Source organism: Nonlabens sp. SY33080 (genome assembly GCF_011784885.1).
Taxonomy (GTDB): Bacteria; Bacteroidota; Bacteroidia; order Flavobacteriales; family Flavobacteriaceae; genus Nonlabens; species Nonlabens tegetincola.
This window is the reverse complement of the sequence record NZ_CP050461.1, coordinates 46,902-68,747: the sequence shown is the minus strand read 5'-3', so window position 1 is coordinate 68,747 and position 21,846 is coordinate 46,902. Positions and strand designations below refer to the sequence as shown.

The following is a 21,846-nucleotide window of genomic DNA, read 5'->3' as shown; positions in this document are numbered from 1 at the left end:
TTATATGAAGATAGAAAACACAAAAGCGCAAATGCGCAAGGGCGTACTTGAGTACTGCATTCTTTCTATCCTTAAAGAGGACGATGCTTATGTTGCAGAGATATTAGAAACTCTTAAGGATGCAAAAATGCTGGTAGTTGAAGGAACGATTTATCCACTATTAACCAGACTTAAAAATGCTGGTCTCCTATCTTATAGATGGGAAGAATCAACAAGTGGACCACCACGTAAGTATTATGGACTTACTGAAACAGGAAAAATATTTTTAGAAGAATTAACCGGTACCTGGGAAGACTTAAAAAACGCTGTAAATATGGTTACCAACTCAAAAACTAAGAAATCATGAACAAAACAATAAATATAAATCTTGCTGGGCTGTTTTTTCATATAGATGAGGACGCCTACAACCGTTTACAACGCTATTTGAGCGCGGTAAGAAGATCTTTTAGTGACACCAGTGGCGCCGATGAAATAATGCGTGATATCGAATCTAGAATCGCAGAACTTTTCATGGAAAAAAGAGCCAATGATCAACAAGTTATCTCTATCAATCATGTAGAAGACGTGATTGAAATCATGGGACAACCAGAAGATTATGAAGTTGATGAAGAAATCTTTGAAGATCCAAAACGCAAACACAGATCTGCTGGACCTAGTAAACAGCTTTTTAGAGACACGCAAAACGGTTATATAGGTGGTGTAAGTTCTGGGTTATCCTATTACTTCAACATTGATGCGATATGGGTACGTATCTTATGGGTACTACTTGCCTTTTTCAGTGCAGGATGGATCGTTCTTGTATACGTAATTATGTGGATCTTTGTACCTGATGCAGTGACTACAGCGCAGCGACTTACCATGCAAGGTAAAGAAGTGAACATTTCTAATATTGAAGAGCAAAATTCATTTGAAAATTTTAGTACAGTAGCCGATGAAAAGACCGACGCCGGCTACCGTGTGGTAGGTCAAAAAGGTAAACGTGGTACCGTAAAATTCTTTGGAGCTCTAGGTAGAATTATTAAAGGATTCTTTAAGGCCATAGTCAAATTGATTGGACTATGTATTTTTCTAGCAGCATCAATAGGTATAATTGCTATATTGATATCACTAGTAACCGCAGGAAGTATCTCTATAGACGGTATGCAAGCAGCCGATATTTTGGACATAGGTATTCCTGCCGATGTTAATATTTGGTGGGCAACACTTGCTGTGTTCTTTCTTGTAGGAATCCCACTATTAGTATTAGCCATTTTAGGACTTAAGCTTTTAGTATCTAACTTGCGCAGTATAGGTACCACCGCTAAGGTTGCACTTGCAGGTATCTGGATAGCATCAGTAATAGGAATGGTGTTCATAACCACTAAAATTGCTAGTAGCCAAGCTATTAAAGCATCTATTGCTAAACAAGAGAAGTTTACCGTGGCACCACAAAAAACCTTGTTTCTTGACGTTATTGAAACAGACTTTACCGATCAAGTACGTATCAACGCAAACAATGTAAAAATTGTTTATGACGATGAAGGACCAAAAGTGCTGTCGCGTGATGTACGTGTAGCAGTAACCTCAACAACAGACTCGGTTGCGAGCATTACCCTTAATTACAAGGCGGCAGGATCAACTATGGACGAGGCCAAGGAAAATGCTAATAATATTATCTATAAATATGAGCTTACCGATAGCACGTTAACTCTTGATAATTATTTCGCCTTACGCGAAAACAAAAGGCTTAACCAGCAACGAGTAGATGCAATTATCGCCTTACCAGAAGGCACCATATTCAATTGGGATGATGATTTTATTCACCGCTATCGCAATGGTATCAGTAACGATGCCTTTGATTTATACGATAATGAAAAAACTTATCAAGTGAAAAATGGTAAAGCTATTTGTTTAGACTGTCCTGTGATCAATGAAGAAAAAAAAGTGACAACCCAAAATAATGAAGTAGTCAAGGATAGCGTTACTTCAAAGACTTTAAACGATCCAGAAGTTAACGAATGGCAATACCAAGACTAATGATTTAATGAAAAAGAAAAATCGTTGTTGTACTATGTTTTGTGATTGTAACATAGTATTTGAGAACCGCTTCATTTAATTGGAGCGGTTTTTGTTTACTTTTGAATCATAATATGAACTATATGAAAAATATACTCCTAATACTAGTGATGATAACGGCTACAGTAAGTGTAGGACAAGATCTAGAAAAAGTAAAAGGTAATCGTGAAGTAACAACTGAAATTAGCCCGATCGAAATATTCGAATCTCTTGAAATAAATTCAGATTATGAGGTAGAAATCGTTCCGGGCGCTGCCACACAAATTGAAATCACTACAGATTCAAACTTGCACCAATATTTACAACCAGTTATAGAGAACGGTAAATTAATGATAAATACAACTGCAAGAATTCGTTCAAAAAAAGAAATGAAATTTAGAATCATTTATGGGCCCGAACTTAATAAGATTCATGTGACAGACGATGGCGAGTTAACAAGTGTAACCGCTTTAAACTTTGAAAACTTAATTTTGAATGTTGACAACGATGCCGAGGTTTATATGACTGCAAACGTTAAAAATCTAGAACTCAATGCCGATGATAGTACAAAGTTAGAACTCAACCTATCTGGAGATCAAGCTAAAATTAATTTTAAAGGTAACGCAAACATTAAAGCCCTATTCAATTACAATTTTCTAGAATATAATATGAAAGATCGCGCTGATGCACGTATTGAAGGTGACATCAAAAATGGAGAACTTACTATTCAAGAAAGAGCAGAGTTAGAAGGTAAAAACCTAGTTGTTAACAACCTTAAACTAAGTAGTTCAAATAGTTCAAGAGTTGAAATTAACGCTACCGATGACATCATAATTAACGCTAGTAACAGTACAGAAATCACGCTTTACGGTTCGCCGGATATCAAGATTGAAGAATTCTCTGGTAAAGCAATACTTAAGAAATCATAAATAGCATTACTGCTACAAATAAAAAATGCGTTTGATAGATCAAACGCATTTTTTATTATACACTAAGTTGAGAAACTATTCTACGTGATAATCACCAGCAATAGTTTCCTCCACTACACCAACCTCAGCAAGATAACGTTCTGCATCTAGAGCTGCCATACAACCAGTACCAGCTGCTGTTATCGCTTGACGATAAATCTTATCTTGAACATCACCACTAGCAAATACTCCTGGAATATTGGTTTTAGTCGTACCAGGTTCAGTGATTAAATAACCATCTTCACCCATATCTAGTTGGCCTTTAAAAATATCTGTATTTGGCTTGTGCCCTATTGCGATAAACAAACCTGTAATAGCTATTTCATGCTTTTCATTAGTCTGATTATTCACAATGCGCAAACCTTCTACGACTTGATCACCCAGTACCTCATCTACCTCACTGTTGTAAAGCACCGTTATATTTTCTTTACTATTTACTCTATGTTGCATCGCTTTTGAGGCGCGCATGTAGTCTTTACGTACTAGCATTGTCACACTCTTACAAATATTAGCTAGGTAGGTAGCCTCTTCTGCAGCAGTGTCTCCTGCGCCTACTATGGCAACATCTTGATTGCGATAGAAAAATCCATCACAAACTGCACAAGCACTTACTCCACCACCGCGCAACCTTTGTTCACTAGGTAGCCCTAGATATTTGGCGCTTGCTCCAGTTGATATAATAATAGTATTTGCCTGTACTTTAGTCTTACCATCGATAATTGCAGTATGTATACCACCTTCTTCACTAGCAAAATGAACTTCAGTAACCATTCCTAAACGAACCTCGGTACCGAAACGTTCAGCTTGTTTCTGTAAATCTACCATCATAGATGGTCCATCAATTCCTTCAGGATAACCAGGAAAGTTATCTACTTCGGTTGTTGTGGTAAGTTGTCCACCTGGTTCCATACCTGTATAAACAACCGGTTTCATATCGGCACGAGCTGCATATATTGCCGCTGTGTATCCAGCAGGACCAGAACCTATAATTAGGCATTTTATTCTTTCAACAGTTTCAGACATAGTTCATATTATTTACAACAAATGTAACTTTAAAAAGGCGTTTATCAGAACTTGCTTTATTGTTATTTATTATCCATTTATTAAGGTTCTCTTTAGCTACATTATTAATCAAATTTCTTACGGCGCTGCTTCTATATACTGGATAAGGAAAGTTACATATTACGCTTTCGCGAAAGCGTGATATACAATTACCCATTTAATAGTATATTGCGACGTAACTACCTAAAAACTGAATAACGTTTATGGAAAGCCAAAACATCAATCAAGAAGACGAAAAAATTATTGAAAACAGAGAATTAAGCATTTTTGAAGCACTTATTCCTGTTATTGCGCTTGTGCTCATGCTAGCTGTAAACGTGTACTTGTACGGTGATAATTCACTAGGTGGTAGTAATCAATTTGTTCTTTTACTAGGAGCTGCCGTTGCAGGAATTGTGGGCTCCTTTAATGGAGTGAGTTATAAGAAAATGGTTGAAGAAGTAGCACAGAATATAAAATCTACTACTGGAGCCATATTAATATTATTAATGGTAGGTGCTCTTGCCGGTACATGGCTATTGAGTGGTATTATCCCTACTATGATTTATTACGGACTGGACTTGCTTAATCCATCTATATTCTTAACTGCTTGCGTTATTATTTGTGCGGTTATTTCCATTTCTACTGGTAGTAGCTGGACCACGAGTGCCACAGTAGGTATTGCCTTAATCGGAATTGCAGGCGCTCTAGATATAAGTGCTGGGATGACAGCTGGTGCTGTTCTCAGTGGTGCTTACTTTGGCGATAAGTTAAGCCCATTAAGCGACACCACTAACCTTGCCCCAGCCATGGCAGGAACCGACTTATTTACTCATATTAAGTATATGACTTATACGACTGTTCCTACCATATTAGTCACTTTGTTCGTCTTTATGTTTATAGGATTTACAATAGATAGTGCTGGCGATGTGGATGTAAGCGAGTATCAAGCAGCTATTGATGCTACGTTTAATACTTCGGCGTGGTTATTTCTAGTTCCGATTATTGTTATTGCGATGATTGTTAAAAAGGTATCACCGCTCATTGCTTTACTTCTAGGAACTTTACTCGCAGGTGTATTTGCTTTAATCTTTCAAAACCACATCGTTTATGAAAACGGTTTAAAATATCAAATTACAGAAATTCAAGACGAATTTAAATCCTATGTAGAATGGGATAACACTAGTAGCAACAACTTTCAAAATCCAGGCACTTATACACTACAACCTGTTGAAGATAGTGATGTGGTATTAAGTGAACCTGTTGTGTTTAATTTACCCAGCGGTGGTGAAAATGATTCCTTTACTACCAACAAAACAGTAACCATACTCAAGGATGACGTTGAACTAGGTACACTAGAGCTATCTGCAGTGCCTACTGGATATGCTGCCACAGCTTATTTTGCTATTATGGATGCAATTACAGTTTCTACCAGTGTAGATCCAATTACCAATAATACTAAAATCAAGGACAAGTTGACTGGACTATTTGAAGGAAAAGGTATGGAAAGTATGCTAGGTACCATTTGGTTGATTGTTTGTGCAATGGTATTTGGTGGAGTAATGGACGCTATAGGAGCATTGGCTAGAATTAGTCGCGCATTGCTTCAATTATTCGATTCTGTATTCGGATTATTTGCTAGTACTGTTGTGAGTTGTCTTGCTATTAATGTAACCGCAAGTGATCAATATCTAGCTCTTGTCGTACCTGGAAAAATGTATGCCAAAGCCTATAAGGACAAAGGACTGGCGCCAGAAAACCTATCACGTACTCTTGAAGATTCTGGAACTGTTACAAGTGTACTTATACCATGGAACACTTGCGGTGCGTACCAAAGCTCAACCTTAGGAGTTGATGTTAAAGACTATTTTGTATATGCCATTTTTAACTGGTTATCTCCTTTTATGACCTTACTATTTGCGGCTTTTAGAATTAAAATCCGTCAATTAACTGGCAAACAACCTACCTTAGATACCATTGGTGAAGATTAAAAAAAAACCTACACAAATGTGTAGGTTTTTTGTTTAATTACGTTTTGGACCTTTACGATTTTTATTACGATTAGAACGTGAAGAATTATTCTTGTTCCTTTTTGAAGAACTGCTCTTGCCGTTGTTCTTACGACCTCGCTGCTGTGGTTTAGGCTTTTCAGTAGGCGCATTAGGATCTGGTTCATAACCTTCTATAATTTCAAAATCGAATCGTTGATCTAGGAGTTTTTCAATTCCCTTTACATAAGAAACCTCATCACCAGCTACTAGAGAAATTGCCTGTCCACTAGCGCCTGCTCTACCTGTACGACCTATCCTATGAACATAATCTTCGGGCACATTAGGCAGCTCATAATTGATCACATAAGGTAATAATGGGATATCTAATCCACGAGCAGCAATATCAGTTGCCACTAAAACTCTAACACTAGAGTCTTTAAATCCAGCTAGCGCTCTTGTACGAGCACCTTGACTTTTGTTACCATGTATAGCAGCTGCAGTTACTTTGGATTTGTTCAATTTTTCAGCAAGTCTGTTTGCTCTATGTTTAGTACGAGTAAACACCAGAACCTGTGACCAATTTCCTTCGGTTATCATATCGATTAACACGTCTTGCTTCTGTTTAGTATCAACTCTATACATGAGTTGATCTACTTTTTCGGCAGTAGTATTTTCAGGAGTTGCTTCTACTAACACTGGATTATTGAGGAAACTAGCTGCTAGTTTTTTTATTTCTTTTGAAAATGTAGCTGAGAATAATAAGTTTTGCCTTTTTACTGGCAGCAAGGCTAGTATACGTTTTATGTCTCTTAGAAATCCCATATCCAACATACGGTCTGCCTCGTCTAGAACTAAGGTTTCTACTTGATTAAGTTTTAAGAAACCTTGATTATTAAGATCGATCAATCGTCCTGGAGTAGCAACAAGAACATCAACACCTTTTTTAAGTAAATCAACTTGAGGATTCTGATTAACTCCGCCAAAAATAACAGCACTACGTACGTTTAAAAACTCACTGTACTCTTTTACATTATCATATACTTGAGCAGCAAGTTCTCTTGTTGGAGTTAAAATAAGAGCTCGCACTGGTCTCTTTTTTGATTTAGATTCTCCTAATCTATGTAGCAATGGAAGTGTAAATCCAGCTGTTTTTCCGGTACCCGTTTGTGCACTGGCTAGAACATCCTTTCCTTGTAATACTTGTGGTATAGCTTTTTCCTGAATGGGAGAAGGCTGTGAGTATCCTTTTTTGTCGATCGCTTTCAACAAGGCAGCAGATAAGCCTAAATCTTTAAATAACATATAGGGTAATTACCATTGATATCATTAAAATGAATATCAACTTTAGAATAACTGCAAAGGTAGTCTATTATAACTGTTAGAATTTCACCTTTAAGAAAATAAGTTACAATTATTATTTTGATTTGACACCATAAGGAAACTCTATAATCATATATTGATATAAGATAAAAAAAATCACGCTTTCGCGAAAGCGTAACTTAAATTTGTCTTATCAAAAATCAATTAATTTTTAAATATAAAAAATGGCATTTGTAGGTAAACAATTTCCAAACATCGACGTTGACGCGATGAACGAAATGGGAGACACTTTTAAATTAAATGTACTTGAAGAGGCAAAGAATAAAGGAAAAAAAGTCCTTTTATTTTGGTACCCAAAAGACTTTACTTTTGTTTGTCCAACGGAATTACATGCATTCCAAGAGGCTCTAGGAGAATTTGAAAAAAGAAACACTGTAGTTATTGGTGCTTCATGTGATACTCCAGAGGTACACTTTGCTTGGTTAAACACTCCAAAAGATGATGGTGGTATTGAAGGTGTAACATACCCAATCCTTGCAGATTCAAATCGTAATCTTTCTGGTACATTAGACATTCTAGATGTTGAAGTAGAATATAATGAGGATCTAGATGATCACGTACTTGTAGGTGATAATGTAACATATAGAGCTACTTACCTTATCGACGAAGAAGGAACAGTATTCCATGAAGGAATCAATCACATGCCTGTAGGTCGTAATGTAAATGAGTTTTTACGTTTAATCGATGCATACTCTCACGTACAGAAAAACGGTGAAGTATGTCCTGCAAACTGGGAAGAAGGTAAAACAGCGATGACTGCAAACCGTAAAGGAACTGCAGAATACTTTTCTCAAAACTAAAAATTAAATACAAGCGCTTGTAACTACAAAAGTGATTACAAGCGCTTTTAAAAAATTGTTATGCAAACTTTAGATCAAGATAATTTACAAGAAATTGTAGGTAACAACGACAAGGTTGTTGTGCAGTACATGGCGAGCTGGTGCGGAAACTGCAGGTTAATGAAACCAAAATTTAAAAAACTATCTGCCGAAAATGAAGACACTGTTTTTATACTAGTTGATGCAGAAAAGTTTCCTGAATCAAGAAAATTAGCTACCGTGGACAACTTGCCTACCTTTGCTACTTTTAAAGGTGGAAGTTTTGTAAACCAAGTACAAACTAACAAATTTGAAAACCTTAAAGACCTAGTAAATGAAGTTACCAGTAATTAGACATTTACAAAAAGGAACTACCCCAGAACAGCTAGAAGCTACACTGGAAGTATTAGAACATTTTTCTGAACATCGATCAGTAACAGATGAGGAAATGGATGTGGTAGGTGAACTTATCACTAATATATGTGGAGCACTTGAGGTCCATGCTAATGTAGCACAAGGAATGTCAGGTGTTGAGGCTGCCAATGCCTTTGCCCAAAAAGTTATGGGTTCTATAGATCAATGATAAAAAGCACCTAAAGCAAGGTGCTTTTTTTATTTAATTAATACGCATGTAAGTTGCGGTGACAAAATCTGCTTGAGAGTGTCCTTCTTCACCTAGAATAGCAGATGATTCAGCATCCTTTTGAAGTAACACTAAATCGCCGTTGATATCATTGCCTAAGGCTGTTTTCTTTGTCCTAGAGCCATTTACGAATATTAAGGGTATCACGTAACTACCTTTTCTTATAACAAAAAGTTTATCTTTTAATTTTCCTTTGAGAATTAATGAATCCTGAGGGATTTTATTTTCAAAAAGTACAGCTTTAATCCTGTTATCGCCTTCCATTTTAAGTCCTACCGTACTTAAAGCTGTGCCTATCTGATTTTTTGAATTGTCATGAAAACACAGATCTTTCCATAAGCTGTTTTGTGTATCGCCTGGAACCCTATTTTGATATTCTGCTTCAAACGTATTTTTATTGAAATACATGATATCAGTTGATGTACGCTTACTCAATTCCTGAGTAGAATAACATGATGAAATAAAGGCAATAAGAACAACTAGAGTAATTTTTTTTATCATGGTATTTTGGTTTTAAAAGAAGTATCAAAGATGATGCCCAAAATCATGGCTAATTGTATCTTTATAAAAATTATTTATCATGAAAAGATTCTCTTTAATCTTTGCTTTACTACTAGTAGTTAGTAGCTGTAAAACACTTCAAGATATCGCCAACAACCTTCCACAAGGAGGCGCATTATCCCAAGCCGAAATTGGAAACGGACTAAGAGCTGCACTAGATCAAGGAATTGATAAAGAAGTAACTAAACTAATGCAGAAGGATGGGTTTTACAGGAATGAAGCAGTCAAAATTTTATTACCAGATGAACTGCAAAAAGTAGATAAAGGCTTGCGTAAAATAGGTTTAAGCTCCATAGCAGATGAAGGTTTGAAGTTATTAAATCGTGCTGCCGAAAATGCTACTAAAGAAGCCTTACCCATCTTTACCAATGCGGTAAAGGAAATTACTTTTAACGATGCTAAAAATATACTATTAGGTGATGATAGGGCTGCTACCAGTTATCTAGAAGCTAAAACAACTGAAGAGTTAAGAGCGAAGTTTAGTCCGGTAATTCAAAATAATTTAGGCAAGGTAGGAGCTACAGACTTATGGTCAAATGCGATTACCAAATACAACTCTTTACCACTTACTGATGATGTTAACCCAGATCTTACTCAATATGTAACTGAAAAAGCTCTAGAAGGAGTTTTCAAAATGATTGCACAAGAAGAACTACAAATAAGAAATAAAGTAAGTTCACGTAGTACTGACCTTTTAAAACGAGTATTTGCTTTGCAAGACTAGACTTAATAGTAATTTAACCCTAACATGTTACTGATTTTACATCACTTTTTAAGAATGGATATAATTTTACAGTATCAATGTTAAGGGAAAACATTTTTAAGGGGAAAGAAACCAGGTCTTAATTGATCTGGTTTTTTGTTTAGTCATCTTTTTAAGTTTCAAACAAAATATTAAGTTTTCCTTGTATACGTTTAACTTAATCGCAAGAGTACTGAATTGCAATATTTTATAATATTGTTATATGGATTCAGGAAAGGAGATAGAACGAGTTAAAAAACAAATTGAGATAAAGGAAAAACATTATACTCAATTAATAAGTAAAGCATTCAAGGTTGCCCCAAAAGATCGTAAATGGAGTGAACGGCTATGTTCCATTGCAAAAGAACTTAAAAACGACATACAGCAATTAAGAATTAAAATGGAGCAGTATCAAGAAGTATAATCATAAAAACCTTATAACAATTACTCGCGTTAACAACAGTAATTTTTAACTAATCAATTTCTCCAACCAGTCGCATCCTCCTGTTATAGTAATCCTCTAGCCTTAATCTCCAAGTACTTATTGATCGTGTTTATGGTAAGATGTTGAGGTTCCGTAAGTATCGTTTGAATACCAAATTTGTTTAATTCATTAACAATAAGCTTCTTTTCGTAAGCAAACTTTTGAGCTATTGTTTTGTCAAAGATTTCTTGTGTGGTAGTTGCTTCTTTATCTGTAAGCTCCCTTAGTTCAGTATTTTCAAAGAAGATTACAACAAGCAAGTGATTTTTTGCTATTGCCTGTAAATAAGGTAATTGTCGATACAACGCATCTAAGGTTTCAAAGTTGGTATAGAGTAGTAATAAACTGCGTTGGGTAATTGACCTTTTGATATCTATATAAAGACGAGAAAAATCACTTTCCTTAAAATCAGTATCCAAGTTATACAAGGTTTCCAAAATCAAGTTCATTTGTGAGGCCTTTTTTTGAGCCATTACTTGATTATCTGCCTTATTTGAAAAGGAAAACATGCCAGCTTTATCTCCTTTCTTAAGAGCAATATTTGATATTACTAAAGTAGCATTAAGAGCGTAATCTACTAATTTGAGCCCTTCGAAAGGCATTTTCATGACTCTACCCTTATCGATAACAGAATATACAGGTTGTGCTTTTTCGTCCTGATATTGATTTACCATTAATTGACTGCGTTTTGCACTAGCTTTCCAATTAATGTTTCTCACATCATCGCCATTCACATACTCTTTAATTTGTTCAAACTCCATCGTGTGCCCTATTCTCCTTATTTTCTTCATCCCAAAATCAATAAGTCTATTGCTAAAAGCCATCAACTCATACTTACGCATTTGTAAAAATGATGGATAACAAGGTATCATTACCTCTTGATTGAACACATATCTTCTACTAACGAGTCCCAATATGGTGTGCACGTGAATATTAAGGCCTCCGTAATAATACTCACCGCGATCAACCGGTCTTACTGTATAGGTATAGTCTGTAGAATTTCCATTTTTTAAAAATCCTTTTATCTCAAAATCCCTTTTTTGAAATTGAATAGGCAATTCATCTATTACTCTTATATGAACAGGAAATGTATATTGATTAGTTACTTTAATTTGAACTGGATTGTCGTCACTATTGGATAGTTTATCAGGAACTGCTCTCCACGCGGTAACACCTGATTTATTAAGATACAAAGAGAGTGTATCAATAATTGTAAGACCTATCAAACAATAAAATGCAAAGATGATATAGTCTAGCCATCTGGTAAAGAAAAAGCTTATTACAAAAGCAATTACTAGACCAGCTAGGATAAAAAACAGTCGTTGCCTTAGAAAGAAATTTTTATAAAATCGTTTCACTATCTAGGGATCTCAATGCTGTCTATGATTTGTTCAACCACCTTATCTGTGGTAAAACCTTCCATTTCTCTTTCAGGAGTCAAAATAATACGATGCCTCAATACCGATTTTGATATATACTTGATATCGTCTGGTGTAACAAAATCACGACCCATTATTGCTGCATATGCTTTTGATCCATTCATAATAGCAATACTTGCTCTAGGAGAAGCTCCTAAATACAAGTTAGGGTTTTCTCGTGTGTTTAATGTTATTTGAGCTATATACCTGATAAGGTTATCCTCGATGATGATTTTTTTGATCGTATTTTGATACTCTGTTATTTTATCTGCCGTGAGTACAGGCTCTATTAAAGATTCAGGATCCTTATCAACTCGATTATGATTACCTAGTAGTATACTTATCTCGTCTTGAAGGTTTGGGTAATCCACATTGATCTTGAAAAGGAATCTGTCCAATTGCGCCTCTGGCAATCTATAGGTTCCTTCTTGTTCAACGGGATTTTGAGTAGCAAATACTAAAAATGGCGCATTTAAACTATACTCTTTACCATCTATAGTAACTTGACGTTCTGCCATGGCTTCAAATAACGCTGCCTGTGTTTTAGCTGGTGCTCGGTTTATTTCATCAATCAAAATAATGTTGGAAAATATCGGACCTGGCTTGAATTCAAATTCGTTATTTTTCATCGAGAACACACTAGTACCTAGAATATCACTTGGCATTAAATCGGGTGTAAATTGAATTCTCGAAAAGTTTACTCTCATCGTTTTGGCTAATAATTTAGCCGTTACAGTTTTTGCTACTCCAGGAACTCCTTCTATCAAGGAATGCCCGTTGGCTAGAATAGAAACAATAAGTAAATCGATCATTTCTTCCTGCCCGATGATTACTTTACGCAGTTCAGCTTTAATTCTATTAATTGCCTGAGCTACTTCTCCTAGATCTAATCGGTTTGAAAAGGTAGCTGGTTGTGATGGTTCCACTTTCGCGAAAGCGTTATCCAAACGATCTACGTGCTGCTCAACCGGTTGTGATCCAGTTGAAGATTCGTTAGGTGATTGTGGTGATTGATGATCTTCCATATATTTATTTTAAGAAAGCGTCTATTTGGTCGTTAAGTTGCTTTAATTCGTATTTATTGTGAACTCCTTTACCCATAAGATATCCAAGAAATTGAACAAATTGAGTGGTTTCTTCCAGTGATTTCCCTGTTTTCACAGATAGTTTTTTAATAAATTGTTGATCTAATTTATCTGTCGGAATGTAATAATGTGAACGCACGTGCTCTAGAAAAAAGCGTATTTTTTTTGACACAATCGAGCTGTAATCAGACTTCTCTAAATACATATTACTTATTGTCCTAGTGAAACTAAGTGTGCTGTTTTCTAATGGCTCTACCACAGGAACAGCTCGTTGTTCACGTTTTGACTTAAAAAGAAAATATAGCAGTATACTTCCTAGCGCTAGATACCAGGCCCATCGCAGGTGAACGTTACTTAATATAAACCTCAATGGACTTTCAATGATTCGTTTACCAGCCTTACCATAATCGTCAAAGAAAACAGGTCCGTCGTTCATGTAGGACATTACCTCGGCGATATATTGTTCTTTACCATCTTGTAACATGTAGTAATTGGTAAAAGCAATTGGATTAAGGTGATGGTATATGGCCCCATCACCTACTTTAGTCTCAATAAAATTTGCTTGCGGAATTTCTCTCTCTTTACTTACTATTTTACTGTCTTCAAGTACTTTGGTAAAGGTGCTGTCTGATTCGTTTTCGGAATTTTCAATAAAATTTTTGAGATATCCTTTTATAGGTTCAAAGGGAAGAACCTCTCCTAATACTTGTGTTCGGGTTGTATCGTAACTCACAAAATATCTATAACTACTACCCTTTTTATAAATGTAACTGCGGTTTTTAAAGGACTGGTTGTTTAACCGTACTCTTACTGTATCCCCTTCATAATAAGCATAAGTATCGTTAGATTCAATGTTTAAAGTATCGGCAAGTGCCCCAAAAACACTTTTTGTAGAAATAAAAATTTTATTACCGCGACTAGCAAATTCTAAAAGGTCATCAACCTCAGAATTATCAAACCCTAAATACTCATTAATAAACAGGTAATTAGAATTTGTAACTGAGTCATTTTCTTTTAAAAACTGAACAGGATCCTTATCGATTGCTTGAACTTTTTCATCGACAAATAAGTCATCTAACTGATCATAAAATACATAACTACCGAAAGGTATTTTATCATAACTTGTATAACTAGGCTTCCAGTTCAACGGTGGTGGTGCAGCTGTTTCTATCACTAAAACCGCAAGGACTAGCAGACCAAAAAGAATGAGTAATCTTTTACTTTTTTTATCCATTAAGCACTTGCTTTTTTAAGTAAATTAAAATCCTCTAAAGCCTTTTCATAATTAGATTGATCTATAGAAAACTCTCCGTACCATACGTAATCATACCAATTTGAAACTCTTTTAAAATAAGTTTTATTTTCTTGATCCTGGATCTCCCGGTAGTACTCTGAATTGGTTTTTTGAAAATCCCATTCAATAACACCTCTTTCACTTAGCATTTTAAGTGCTAGTAAATATTGATATCTAATTGCACTGCGGTAATCTGCTGCAGCAATACTATCTTTTATTAATGTGTTAAAATCAATATCTGTAATATGTGTATCTTCTAGAGAAACGCTGGGCCCATCAGAAGATCGAGATTTACCCAATAGAGATGATGGCTTTTCTGTACCTAAAAATCGAATAGAAAAATATAGTACTACACCTATTATAAGTGCGTAAAAAGTATATTCTATAATTTTTGCTGTTAAAGGTGATATTTCAAAACCGAATAGATCCCGTAAACCTTCCAAAACCCACGACAAAAATCGTCGGAATATATTAGAGTCGCTACCTTGAACTCGTTGGTATTCAAACTCGGCACTATCGTAAATCTTTGACAGCTCTTCCTTATAATGTTTAGGTTTAATCTCCCGATTGTCGTAATTGCGATCTAATGTGTCTACAATTTTATTAGGCTGCAATTCGATATCCCTAATAATATCTTGTATATCCTGACCGTAAACTAGGAAAGAATTAATCAATGCTAATATGACAAAGATCAGTTTTCTCATACGCTTAATTCATCTAAACGTTCTACACGGGTTTTAAGATAAACATTGTATTTGGACTCGTGTAAATTGAGGTAAATAAATCCAAAAATGAACATGGAAATAAAAGTTACTAATATACCCGATATACTATTGAGACCATAAAAAAGAAAGCTTAGAGCTTCAATGAAAAAATCATTTTGTAGTTCAATGTTATCCAGGTTTGAATTCATAGAATAGAATCCAATTAACATAGCAGGCAATATTTGAAAGAGAATACTAAGTATGTATAAAACTACAAGAGCTACAAACGAAGTAAAAAATGCTTTCCAAAATTTAAAAAATAAGAGTTGCCAACCTCGACCCATGGCATCAGTCATGCTTATCTCATCGGTATACGCATAACAAAAAACACTTAAGCCTATCCAAGTAAAGTAAGTGATAATTAATCCTGCAAAGGCAAAAAGTCCTAGAATTGGTATGAAAATCATTATAACTCCTACAATAGCAACAGGTATCACACAAATTGCCCCTAAAAACAGTATTACAAAACTGCCTAACATTTTTCCTAAGGCTCTTTTGAATACTAGTTTCTTTTCGGGTGTACCGCCTTGCTCCTCATATAGTTTCATGTATGAGCCAGCCAAAGATGAATTTAAAATATAGATTAAAGCGGTAAGTACATAGGTAGCAAGTGTCCCTATCAAGGTAACAGCATTATTTTGCTGAGCATTTTCTAGTAAATAACCATCCAGATTTCCTGTAGAAATAGCCACAATACTGGAAATACCAGCATCTACGATGTAATTAGTAAGAAACAGTAAAATGATTAAAACAAAATTGTAGGTGATAAATACACTGAACAATGATTTAGATTCTGCCTTTAAAAAATCCACAAAGGCTGTAAGTATCCCGCTAAAATCCCTGTTAATTCTGGGTTCTATGTAAGTCTTGCTCATTTTTTCTTTTTACAAATTGTGGGTAAAAACCATAATACCAAATAATAATAGCTGCACTTATTGCGATGATAATCCAATTTAACACAGGTGGCATAAATGCATATCTCGTTATAAAACCTTCTATAAATCCTGCTGTTATAAATAAGGGTATTGTACTTATGACTACCTTGAGTCCTGCTTTGGCGGCAACAATAAACGACCTACGACGTTCGTAAGTACCAGGAAATAAAATACCATTACCTAGTATTATTCCTGCTGCACCACAAACTACTATTACTGATAATTCTATTGTCCCGTGTAACATTATCACTCGCCACGAATCAAGACTAACTCCTTCTTGATAAAACATCGTAAAAAATGCTCCTACCATAATACCGTTAGTGAGAATGACATACAATGCACCCAGAGAAGTAAGTAAACCCAAAGCAAAACATAACATTCCAACTCTAATGTTATTAATGGTGATTCCTAAAAACATAGAGCCTTCTCCACTATTTTGATAAATGGCAGTTGGGTTACCGTTTTCTATATTTTCCAAAGTTTGATTCACATACGCATCTGATAGTATTAATCTTACAAAACTATCGTCATTAAGCGCACTAATTGTCCCGATGAACATTGCTATTAAAAAAGCTCCTACAGCGTATAAGAATTCCTTTTGATAACTAGAAAAGAATAGAGGAAAATCGTGAAAAAAGAATTTAATAATAGAATTTCTACTTTCTTTTTTGTTTTTATAGATTTTCTGATGGGCTTGACTAGCTAGTGAATTTAGATATTTAAGAGTACTAGAATTAGGGTAATAGGTTTGAGCATAAGCCAAGTCGTTGGTTAATTGAATATACAAATTGGAAAGATGATCGGGTGTTAATGAAACTTTTGCGTCCATAGCCCTTTCAAACTCAATCCATTTTTCCTTATTTTGCTTGACAAAAGCTGCCTCGCGCATAGCTTATAATTTTTACAGCTATAAACTTATTAAAGTATGTCTAACACTGCAATAAATACAGCACAAAATGTGAATATAGAATACGTATACGCCGGATTAGGCAAGCGTATTTTAGCATTTATCATCGATGCACTGGTGCTATTTGCATATATAATTATACTCACTTTTACCGTTTACCGCGCTATTAGTGTGTTAGACGGAGACAACGATATAGGTGCATATGAGCTTTCCATGATCCCCATTTTTATATATAGCGTTATAATGCATATTATCTTTAATGGTCGCACGGTAGGAAAATTTATAATGGGCATTAAAGTGGTTAAAGAGGATGGTTCTCCTGCAAGATGGAGCGATTTTATTGTTAGATGGATTGTAAGGTTGGTTGACTTATGGCTTTTTATGTTCACAGTAGGTACAGTTTCAATTCTCCTAACTGATAAACAGCAACGATTAGGAGACATGATGGCTAAAACAATTGTTATAAACACCAGAAAATCAGTCAATATTTCTCATACAATTCTACAAGAAGTAGATGAAGGGTATCAACCTATTTTTCATAATGCACACTTGCTATCTGATATTCAGGCAAATGAAATAAAAGAAATCTACAGACTAGCTGGTCAAAGTCGTGATTACAACGTTTTACATCAGCTTCGTTTAAAAATTGAAAGCATACTTCAAATTAAAAGCGACCTCAAAGATGGACAATTCGTACGTACTGTATTAAAAGATTATTTTCACTTAACATCAAAATAATGACGGTTGTTGAAATTGTAGACATTCTAGGAACCGTCGCGTTTGCCATATCTGGTGCAAGTGCAGCAATGCGACGCAAACTAGATCCCTTTGGCGTAATTATCGTTTCCTTTGCAACTGCAGCTGGTGGCGGTACAATTAGAGATGTACTTGTAGGAATTGAACCCGTATCATGGATGACAAATCCCAATTTAATATACACGATTTTAATCAGCGTGTTTATATCATTTTTATTTAGAAGATACCTAGTTAAAATAAGCAAAACCTTATTTCTCTTTGACGCTATTGGTATAGGTTTATACACTGTTGTAGGTGTAGAAATAGGAATAACTGCAGGTTTGCCGCCTCTTATTTGTGTTACCTTAGGATGTATAACCGCGTGTTTTGGTGGAGTCCTTAGAGATGTATTACTTAATAAAATACCAGTTCTCTTCCGTCGTAATATATACGCAACAGCCTGTATTATAGGAGGATTTATGTACTTTGGACTTAAAAAATTAGGAGTTCCTGCAGCTTGGACTTTTCCTAGCGCTGCTATTACCGTAATACTTATCAGGTTACTAGCGGTTACTTATAAAATTGAGCTACCTAGCCCTTATAAGGTAAAATCTTAATCTTGACTTGCTCTAAAAAGCACATCTTTTTCTTTTTTAGATAAACTATCATAACCAGATTCCTTTATCTTATCTAAAATAGCATCAATCTCTGATTGATTGGGCTTTTGAGAGTTTTTGACTTTGTTTTTACTGCGGTATACAGTCTTCATTTTACTTGAATTTGTCTTACTAGAAGATCTATCGAACCAACCTTTTATGGTATCTATTACGACTGCAATAGGTTCCATGATCATGTTACCTTGTTTCGCTTTCGCGGAAGCGTATAAACCTACGGCTGCACCTGCCAGATGAGCAAGAGATCCACCACGATTGTAACCAGAAGTAACACCTATTAGTTCAATTGCCAGTAAGGCATATCCTATATATTTTAATTTAAAAGTAAAGCTGAGTACTCGTATATCTTGTTCAGCAAAATAATGAAAGATAAAAAAAAGTATCGCGTAAACTCCTGCACTTGCTCCTACAATCCCACCTTTGTTAAAAAAATAAGGCGCAATCGAGGTACCTAAAGTAAAGCTTAAAGCCCCAGCAAGGACTCCTAAAATAAAAAGAGCAATAAAATGCCTAGACTTAAACAGGTTCAAAAAATACCTGCCACCATAATACAGGCCGATTGCATTACCCACAAAATGTAAAATACTAGAATGAATAAAGGCGTAAGTAATAGCACTCCAAGGTTGAAACAACGGTTGTTTCCATCCCGATGGATATACCAAATAGTTATAAGCAGGGACAGAAATCTTACCAATCAACCAAATTGATAGGCTTGAAATAAGTAATACCACAATGAGTTTACCCGATGTGTCAAACCCAGAATAACGTCTTTTAAAATCGTTGATAAAGTCCATCTTTTAAAAATTAGTCGATACGATATTGATTCATATCATTACGTTTCCAGTACCATGCAATAATGAACCCTACAATCGCTCCACCTAAATGTGCTGCGTGACCTACATTTTGCTGTAAAGTGATAAAACCAAATGCTGATAACGTTTCATAAATCACGTAAATACCTATAAGGTATTTGGCTTTAATAGGAATCGGAATGAATAATATCATAAGTTCTATATTAGGGTATAGAAAGGCAAACGCGGCTAATACACCAAATAAACAACCACTCGCTCCTACCATACCGCTCATCACCTTCCATCCATAAGGTTCTTGTCTTGTAAAGATTCCTTGTTCCACTTGTTCTACTGTATAACCACGGCTCAATCCTTCATTGACATAATCCATATACTCAAAATATTGAAAACCATAAGTCAAAGCAACTGCTCCAAGTCCTGCGCTTAAATAGAAAAATAAAAACCTGTTGCTACCCCAGCGTCGTTCTATGATTGGACCAAATAATATAAGACCGTACATGTTAAAGAAAATATGTGTTAGACCATATTTACTATGCATGAACATGTGGGAAAAAATTTGCCATATTTGAAACTCGGGATCTTTAAAAAAGTAAAGTACCAATGGATCGTATAAAGCTGGTGCTACCCAACCAGTTCCTATAAAAACCACTACATTAAGTATAATTAAATTCTTAACTACTGGTGTGAGGTTGTTAAATAGGTTATTAAACATATCTTATTGAAATTTTGAATCTAATGACTCGCTCGTCATGTTAATAAATATTTTTTTATGGTCGGGTGTAAGTTGTGGCTCGCTACATGAAAACAATTGATTAATAATCGTTTCCATTTCTTGAACACTTAAAATCGCTCCTGTTTTAATTGACATACTTTTAGATAATTGCCCAGCTAACTGCAAACTGAGTTGTGAAGTATCCTTTTCACTTGTGACCTTACTATCCAACACTGATTCTAGAACTGTTCTTACATCATTTTCATTGAGTTCTAAAGGTACCCCTTCAACCTCAACAACATTATCTTTTAAGGTTTTAAAAACAAATCCAGCTCCTTCAAGATGATTTTCAAGCTCCTTGAGCTGCAACACTTCTTGTACTGCAAAATTCAGTTTAACAGGAAAAAGTAATTGCTGGCTTACAGCATGGTTTTTTGAAAGCTGTTTACTTAATTGCTCAAATAAAATACGTTCATGAGCACGTTGCTGGTTCACTAACAAAAGACCACTTTTTAATGTACTTACAATGTACTTGCGTTGTAATTGAAAAATAGGTTTTTGTTGATGTTCCTCACGTTGAAATAATTGAGGATTTTCTTCCTGATGTATAGTTTCGTCAATCAACTCAGTTGATTGATTCATTTCAGAATATAATGATTCCCACACAGGAGCCTTTTCCTTTTTAAAACTAGTGAATCCAATATTACTATTGGAAACCTTAGACGCACCAGAGTCTTTAAATGGATTGAAATCAGGATTAACCTCTATTCGAGGTTTTTCAGCTTGTGATTGCCGTGCTACTTCATAGGGAACTTCATATTGTTGTTCTAGATTAAAATCAATTCCTTGAACTGAAAATTGACCTAGGGCATGCTTTACACTAGCTCTTATAATAGCATACAAACTGTGTTCATCATCAAATTTCACTTCAGTCTTAGTAGGGTGAATATTAATATCAACACTATCTGCTGGGACAGTTAAAAACAAAAAATAACTAGGTATCGCTTTATCTTTTAATAACCCTTCAAAAGCACTTACTACTGCATGATGAAAATAGCTATGTTTTATAAATCGATCATTCACAAAAAAGAACTGTAGCCCACGAGATTTTCTTGCAAATTCGGGTTTACCTACAAAACCACTTATATTAATCAACTCTGTTTCTTCTTCAACAGGAACTAGTTTTTCATTTGATTTGGGTCCCATGATATTAACCACACGTTGTCTGAGAGTACTAGTAGGTAATTGAAAAAGAGAATTATCGTTATGATCAAATGAAAATTGTATACTGGGATGAGCCATGGCAACACGATGAAACTCATCAGTAATATTACGCAGCTCCACTTGATCAGATTTTAAAAATTTTCGACGCGCGGGAATATTGAAAAACAAATTACGCACGCTTATCATGGTTCCTTTTGCAGTTACAGTAGGTTCTTGTGAGGTTACTTTGGATCCTTCAATCTTTAGTAACGTTCCCAGGCTATCACTGTCCCTTTTTGTTTTTACTTCGACATGAGCCACCGCAGCTATAGATGCAAGAGCTTCTCCTCTAAATCCCTTTGTATTTAAATTAAAAAGATCTTCGGCTGTTGTAATTTTTGATGTAGCATGTCTTTCAAATGCCATTCTTGCATCTGTCATACTCATCCCTTTACCATTATCTATTACTTGAATTAAAGTTTTACCAGCATCTTTAACCATAAGTTTAATGGAGGTAGCACCTGCATCAATGGCATTTTCAAGAAGTTCTTTGACTACACTAGCGGGACGTTGTACAACCTCACCAGCTGCAATCTGGTTTGCCACGTGATCTGGCAATAGTTTAATGATATCAGACATGTATTG

23 protein-coding genes are annotated in these 21,846 nt (G+C 35.3%); 11 read left to right on the top strand and 12 right to left on the bottom strand.

Features of this window, described 5'->3' with window-relative positions:
* The first annotated feature begins 4 nt into the window (after positions 1–4).
* From HCN53_RS00310 to HCN53_RS00300, 3 genes are all read left to right on the top strand, one after another.
* Complete coding sequence (locus HCN53_RS00310) at positions 5–346, top strand: PadR family transcriptional regulator (protein ID WP_042279016.1); 342 nt, start codon at positions 5–7, stop codon at positions 344–346.
* Complete coding sequence (locus HCN53_RS00305; RefSeq protein ID WP_167341627.1) at positions 343–2,016, top strand: PspC domain-containing protein; 1,674 nt, start codon at positions 343–345, stop codon at positions 2,014–2,016. Before HCN53_RS00310 ends, HCN53_RS00305 begins: the two co-directional genes overlap by 4 nt.
* Before the next feature lie 122 nt (positions 2,017–2,138).
* Entirely contained in the window at positions 2,139–2,963 is an 825-nt protein-coding gene (locus tag HCN53_RS00300) for a GIN domain-containing protein (RefSeq protein WP_167341626.1), read from the top strand.
* Positions 2,964–3,038: 75 nt separating this feature from the next.
* Here the strand turns inward: HCN53_RS00300 and trxB are convergent, their stop codons facing one another.
* Complete coding sequence (trxB, locus tag HCN53_RS00295) at positions 3,039–4,025, bottom strand: thioredoxin-disulfide reductase (protein WP_105018525.1); 987 nt, start codon at positions 4,023–4,025, stop codon at positions 3,039–3,041.
* Between the two features lie 242 nt (positions 4,026–4,267).
* Here trxB and HCN53_RS00290 point away from each other — a divergent pair, with 242 nt between their 5' ends.
* The gene (locus HCN53_RS00290) at positions 4,268–6,034 is read left to right on the top strand and encodes a Na+/H+ antiporter NhaC family protein (protein ID WP_105018523.1); all 1,767 of its coding nucleotides are present in this window, start codon (positions 4,268–4,270) and stop codon (positions 6,032–6,034) included.
* Between the two features lie 33 nt (positions 6,035–6,067).
* On the opposite strand, the gene HCN53_RS00285 is transcribed toward HCN53_RS00290, so the two are convergent.
* Entirely contained in the window at positions 6,068–7,336 is a 1,269-nt protein-coding gene (locus tag HCN53_RS00285; RefSeq protein WP_167341625.1) for a DEAD/DEAH box helicase, read from the bottom strand.
* Between the two features lie 242 nt (positions 7,337–7,578).
* Here HCN53_RS00285 and HCN53_RS00280 point away from each other — a divergent pair, with 242 nt between their 5' ends.
* From HCN53_RS00280 to HCN53_RS00270, 3 genes are read left to right on the top strand one after another with little or no spacing between them, the layout of a single operon-like run.
* Complete coding sequence (locus tag HCN53_RS00280) at positions 7,579–8,214, top strand: peroxiredoxin (protein ID WP_085774311.1); 636 nt, start codon at positions 7,579–7,581, stop codon at positions 8,212–8,214.
* A gap of 60 nt (positions 8,215–8,274) precedes the next feature.
* On the top strand, positions 8,275–8,586 hold the full coding sequence (locus HCN53_RS00275) for a thioredoxin family protein (protein WP_042279006.1): 312 nt from the start codon (positions 8,275–8,277) through the stop codon (positions 8,584–8,586).
* On the top strand, positions 8,567–8,815 hold the full coding sequence (locus tag HCN53_RS00270; protein ID WP_167341624.1) for a DUF6952 family protein: 249 nt from the start codon (positions 8,567–8,569) through the stop codon (positions 8,813–8,815). Before HCN53_RS00275 ends, HCN53_RS00270 begins: the two co-directional genes overlap by 20 nt.
* Before the next feature lie 33 nt (positions 8,816–8,848).
* On the opposite strand, the gene HCN53_RS00265 is transcribed toward HCN53_RS00270, so the two are convergent.
* Entirely contained in the window at positions 8,849–9,376 is a 528-nt protein-coding gene (locus HCN53_RS00265; protein ID WP_167341623.1) for a hypothetical protein, read from the bottom strand.
* A gap of 79 nt (positions 9,377–9,455) precedes the next feature.
* Here HCN53_RS00265 and HCN53_RS00260 point away from each other — a divergent pair, with 79 nt between their 5' ends.
* Positions 9,456–10,160, top strand: coding sequence for a DUF4197 domain-containing protein (locus HCN53_RS00260; RefSeq protein ID WP_167341622.1), 705 nt, complete (start codon positions 9,456–9,458; stop codon positions 10,158–10,160).
* Positions 10,161–10,401: 241 nt separating this feature from the next.
* Positions 10,402–10,602: a hypothetical protein gene (locus HCN53_RS00255; protein WP_105018519.1), complete on the top strand. Its 201-nt coding sequence runs from the start codon at positions 10,402–10,404 to the stop codon at positions 10,600–10,602.
* Positions 10,603–10,685: 83 nt separating this feature from the next.
* Here HCN53_RS00255 and HCN53_RS00250 read toward each other — a convergent pair whose 3' ends face one another.
* Genes HCN53_RS00250 through HCN53_RS00225 form a run of 6 tightly spaced genes read right to left on the bottom strand, consistent with a single transcriptional unit; the run spans position 10,686 to position 17,047 of the window.
* On the bottom strand, positions 10,686–12,020 hold the full coding sequence (locus HCN53_RS00250; RefSeq protein ID WP_167341621.1) for a DUF58 domain-containing protein: 1,335 nt from the start codon (positions 12,018–12,020) through the stop codon (positions 10,686–10,688).
* On the bottom strand, positions 12,020–13,105 hold the full coding sequence (locus tag HCN53_RS00245; protein ID WP_167341620.1) for an AAA family ATPase: 1,086 nt from the start codon (positions 13,103–13,105) through the stop codon (positions 12,020–12,022). The genes HCN53_RS00250 and HCN53_RS00245 overlap by 1 nt, the downstream gene beginning before the upstream one ends.
* Positions 13,106–13,109: 4 nt before the next feature.
* A complete protein-coding gene (locus tag HCN53_RS00240; protein WP_167341619.1) occupies positions 13,110–14,399 on the bottom strand; it encodes a DUF4350 domain-containing protein in 1,290 nt (429 codons plus the stop codon).
* Positions 14,399–15,163: a DUF4129 domain-containing protein gene (locus HCN53_RS00235; RefSeq protein ID WP_167341618.1), complete on the bottom strand. Its 765-nt coding sequence runs from the start codon at positions 15,161–15,163 to the stop codon at positions 14,399–14,401. Before HCN53_RS00235 ends, HCN53_RS00240 begins: the two co-directional genes overlap by 1 nt.
* Positions 15,160–16,098 carry a hypothetical protein gene (locus HCN53_RS00230; RefSeq protein ID WP_105018514.1) on the bottom strand — a complete coding sequence of 313 codons (939 nt, stop codon included), beginning with the start codon at positions 16,096–16,098 and terminating at the stop codon, positions 15,160–15,162. The genes HCN53_RS00235 and HCN53_RS00230 overlap by 4 nt, the downstream gene beginning before the upstream one ends.
* Complete coding sequence (locus HCN53_RS00225; protein ID WP_167341617.1) at positions 16,067–17,047, bottom strand: stage II sporulation protein M; 981 nt, start codon at positions 17,045–17,047, stop codon at positions 16,067–16,069. Before HCN53_RS00225 ends, HCN53_RS00230 begins: the two co-directional genes overlap by 32 nt.
* Before the next feature lie 36 nt (positions 17,048–17,083).
* On the opposite strand from HCN53_RS00225, the gene HCN53_RS00220 reads away from it, so the two are divergent.
* Positions 17,084–17,803 (top strand): RDD family protein, encoded by a 720-nt coding sequence (locus tag HCN53_RS00220; protein ID WP_167341616.1) that lies wholly within the window; start codon positions 17,084–17,086, stop codon positions 17,801–17,803.
* Positions 17,803–18,417 carry a trimeric intracellular cation channel family protein gene (locus HCN53_RS00215; RefSeq protein WP_060522969.1) on the top strand — a complete coding sequence of 205 codons (615 nt, stop codon included), beginning with the start codon at positions 17,803–17,805 and terminating at the stop codon, positions 18,415–18,417. Before HCN53_RS00220 ends, HCN53_RS00215 begins: the two co-directional genes overlap by 1 nt.
* On the opposite strand, the gene HCN53_RS00210 is transcribed toward HCN53_RS00215, so the two are convergent.
* Genes HCN53_RS00210 through mutL form a run of 3 tightly spaced genes read right to left on the bottom strand, consistent with a single transcriptional unit; the run spans position 18,414 to position 21,840 of the window.
* Positions 18,414–19,268, bottom strand: coding sequence for a rhomboid family intramembrane serine protease (locus HCN53_RS00210; protein ID WP_167341615.1), 855 nt, complete (start codon positions 19,266–19,268; stop codon positions 18,414–18,416). The genes HCN53_RS00215 and HCN53_RS00210 overlap by 4 nt on opposite strands.
* Before the next feature lie 10 nt (positions 19,269–19,278).
* Positions 19,279–19,998, bottom strand: coding sequence for a rhomboid family intramembrane serine protease (locus HCN53_RS00205; RefSeq protein WP_105018510.1), 720 nt, complete (start codon positions 19,996–19,998; stop codon positions 19,279–19,281).
* A 3-nt stretch (positions 19,999–20,001) separates the two neighbouring features.
* Complete coding sequence (mutL, locus tag HCN53_RS00200) at positions 20,002–21,840, bottom strand: DNA mismatch repair endonuclease MutL (RefSeq protein ID WP_167341614.1); 1,839 nt, start codon at positions 21,838–21,840, stop codon at positions 20,002–20,004.
* Between the last annotated feature and the right edge of the window lie 6 nt (positions 21,841–21,846).

Coding starts and splice junctions, on each gene's coding strand:
- HCN53_RS00215 (WP_060522969.1), top strand. CDS start 17,803: ATGACGGTTGTTGAAATTGTAGACATTCTAGGAACCGTCGCGTTTGCC.
- HCN53_RS00280 (WP_085774311.1), top strand. CDS start 7,579: ATGGCATTTGTAGGTAAACAATTTCCAAACATCGACGTTGACGCGATG.
- trxB (WP_105018525.1), bottom strand. CDS start 4,025: ATGTCTGAAACTGTTGAAAGAATAAAATGCCTAATTATAGGTTCTGGT.
- HCN53_RS00225 (WP_167341617.1), bottom strand. CDS start 17,047: ATGCGCGAGGCAGCTTTTGTCAAGCAAAATAAGGAAAAATGGATTGAG.
- HCN53_RS00205 (WP_105018510.1), bottom strand. CDS start 19,998: ATGTTTAATAACCTATTTAACAACCTCACACCAGTAGTTAAGAATTTA.
- HCN53_RS00240 (WP_167341619.1), bottom strand. CDS start 14,399: ATGGATAAAAAAAGTAAAAGATTACTCATTCTTTTTGGTCTGCTAGTC.
- HCN53_RS00310 (WP_042279016.1), top strand. CDS start 5: ATGAAGATAGAAAACACAAAAGCGCAAATGCGCAAGGGCGTACTTGAG.
- HCN53_RS00260 (WP_167341622.1), top strand. CDS start 9,456: ATGAAAAGATTCTCTTTAATCTTTGCTTTACTACTAGTAGTTAGTAGC.
- HCN53_RS00220 (WP_167341616.1), top strand. CDS start 17,084: ATGTCTAACACTGCAATAAATACAGCACAAAATGTGAATATAGAATAC.
- HCN53_RS00230 (WP_105018514.1), bottom strand. CDS start 16,098: ATGAGCAAGACTTACATAGAACCCAGAATTAACAGGGATTTTAGCGGG.
- HCN53_RS00210 (WP_167341615.1), bottom strand. CDS start 19,268: ATGGACTTTATCAACGATTTTAAAAGACGTTATTCTGGGTTTGACACA.
- HCN53_RS00275 (WP_042279006.1), top strand. CDS start 8,275: ATGCAAACTTTAGATCAAGATAATTTACAAGAAATTGTAGGTAACAAC.
- HCN53_RS00270 (WP_167341624.1), top strand. CDS start 8,567: ATGAAGTTACCAGTAATTAGACATTTACAAAAAGGAACTACCCCAGAA.
- HCN53_RS00255 (WP_105018519.1), top strand. CDS start 10,402: ATGGATTCAGGAAAGGAGATAGAACGAGTTAAAAAACAAATTGAGATA.
- HCN53_RS00235 (WP_167341618.1), bottom strand. CDS start 15,163: ATGAGAAAACTGATCTTTGTCATATTAGCATTGATTAATTCTTTCCTA.
- HCN53_RS00285 (WP_167341625.1), bottom strand. CDS start 7,336: ATGTTATTTAAAGATTTAGGCTTATCTGCTGCCTTGTTGAAAGCGATC.
- HCN53_RS00300 (WP_167341626.1), top strand. CDS start 2,139: ATGAAAAATATACTCCTAATACTAGTGATGATAACGGCTACAGTAAGT.
- HCN53_RS00265 (WP_167341623.1), bottom strand. CDS start 9,376: ATGATAAAAAAAATTACTCTAGTTGTTCTTATTGCCTTTATTTCATCA.
- HCN53_RS00245 (WP_167341620.1), bottom strand. CDS start 13,105: ATGGAAGATCATCAATCACCACAATCACCTAACGAATCTTCAACTGGA.
- mutL (WP_167341614.1), bottom strand. CDS start 21,840: ATGTCTGATATCATTAAACTATTGCCAGATCACGTGGCAAACCAGATT.
- HCN53_RS00290 (WP_105018523.1), top strand. CDS start 4,268: ATGGAAAGCCAAAACATCAATCAAGAAGACGAAAAAATTATTGAAAAC.
- HCN53_RS00305 (WP_167341627.1), top strand. CDS start 343: ATGAACAAAACAATAAATATAAATCTTGCTGGGCTGTTTTTTCATATA.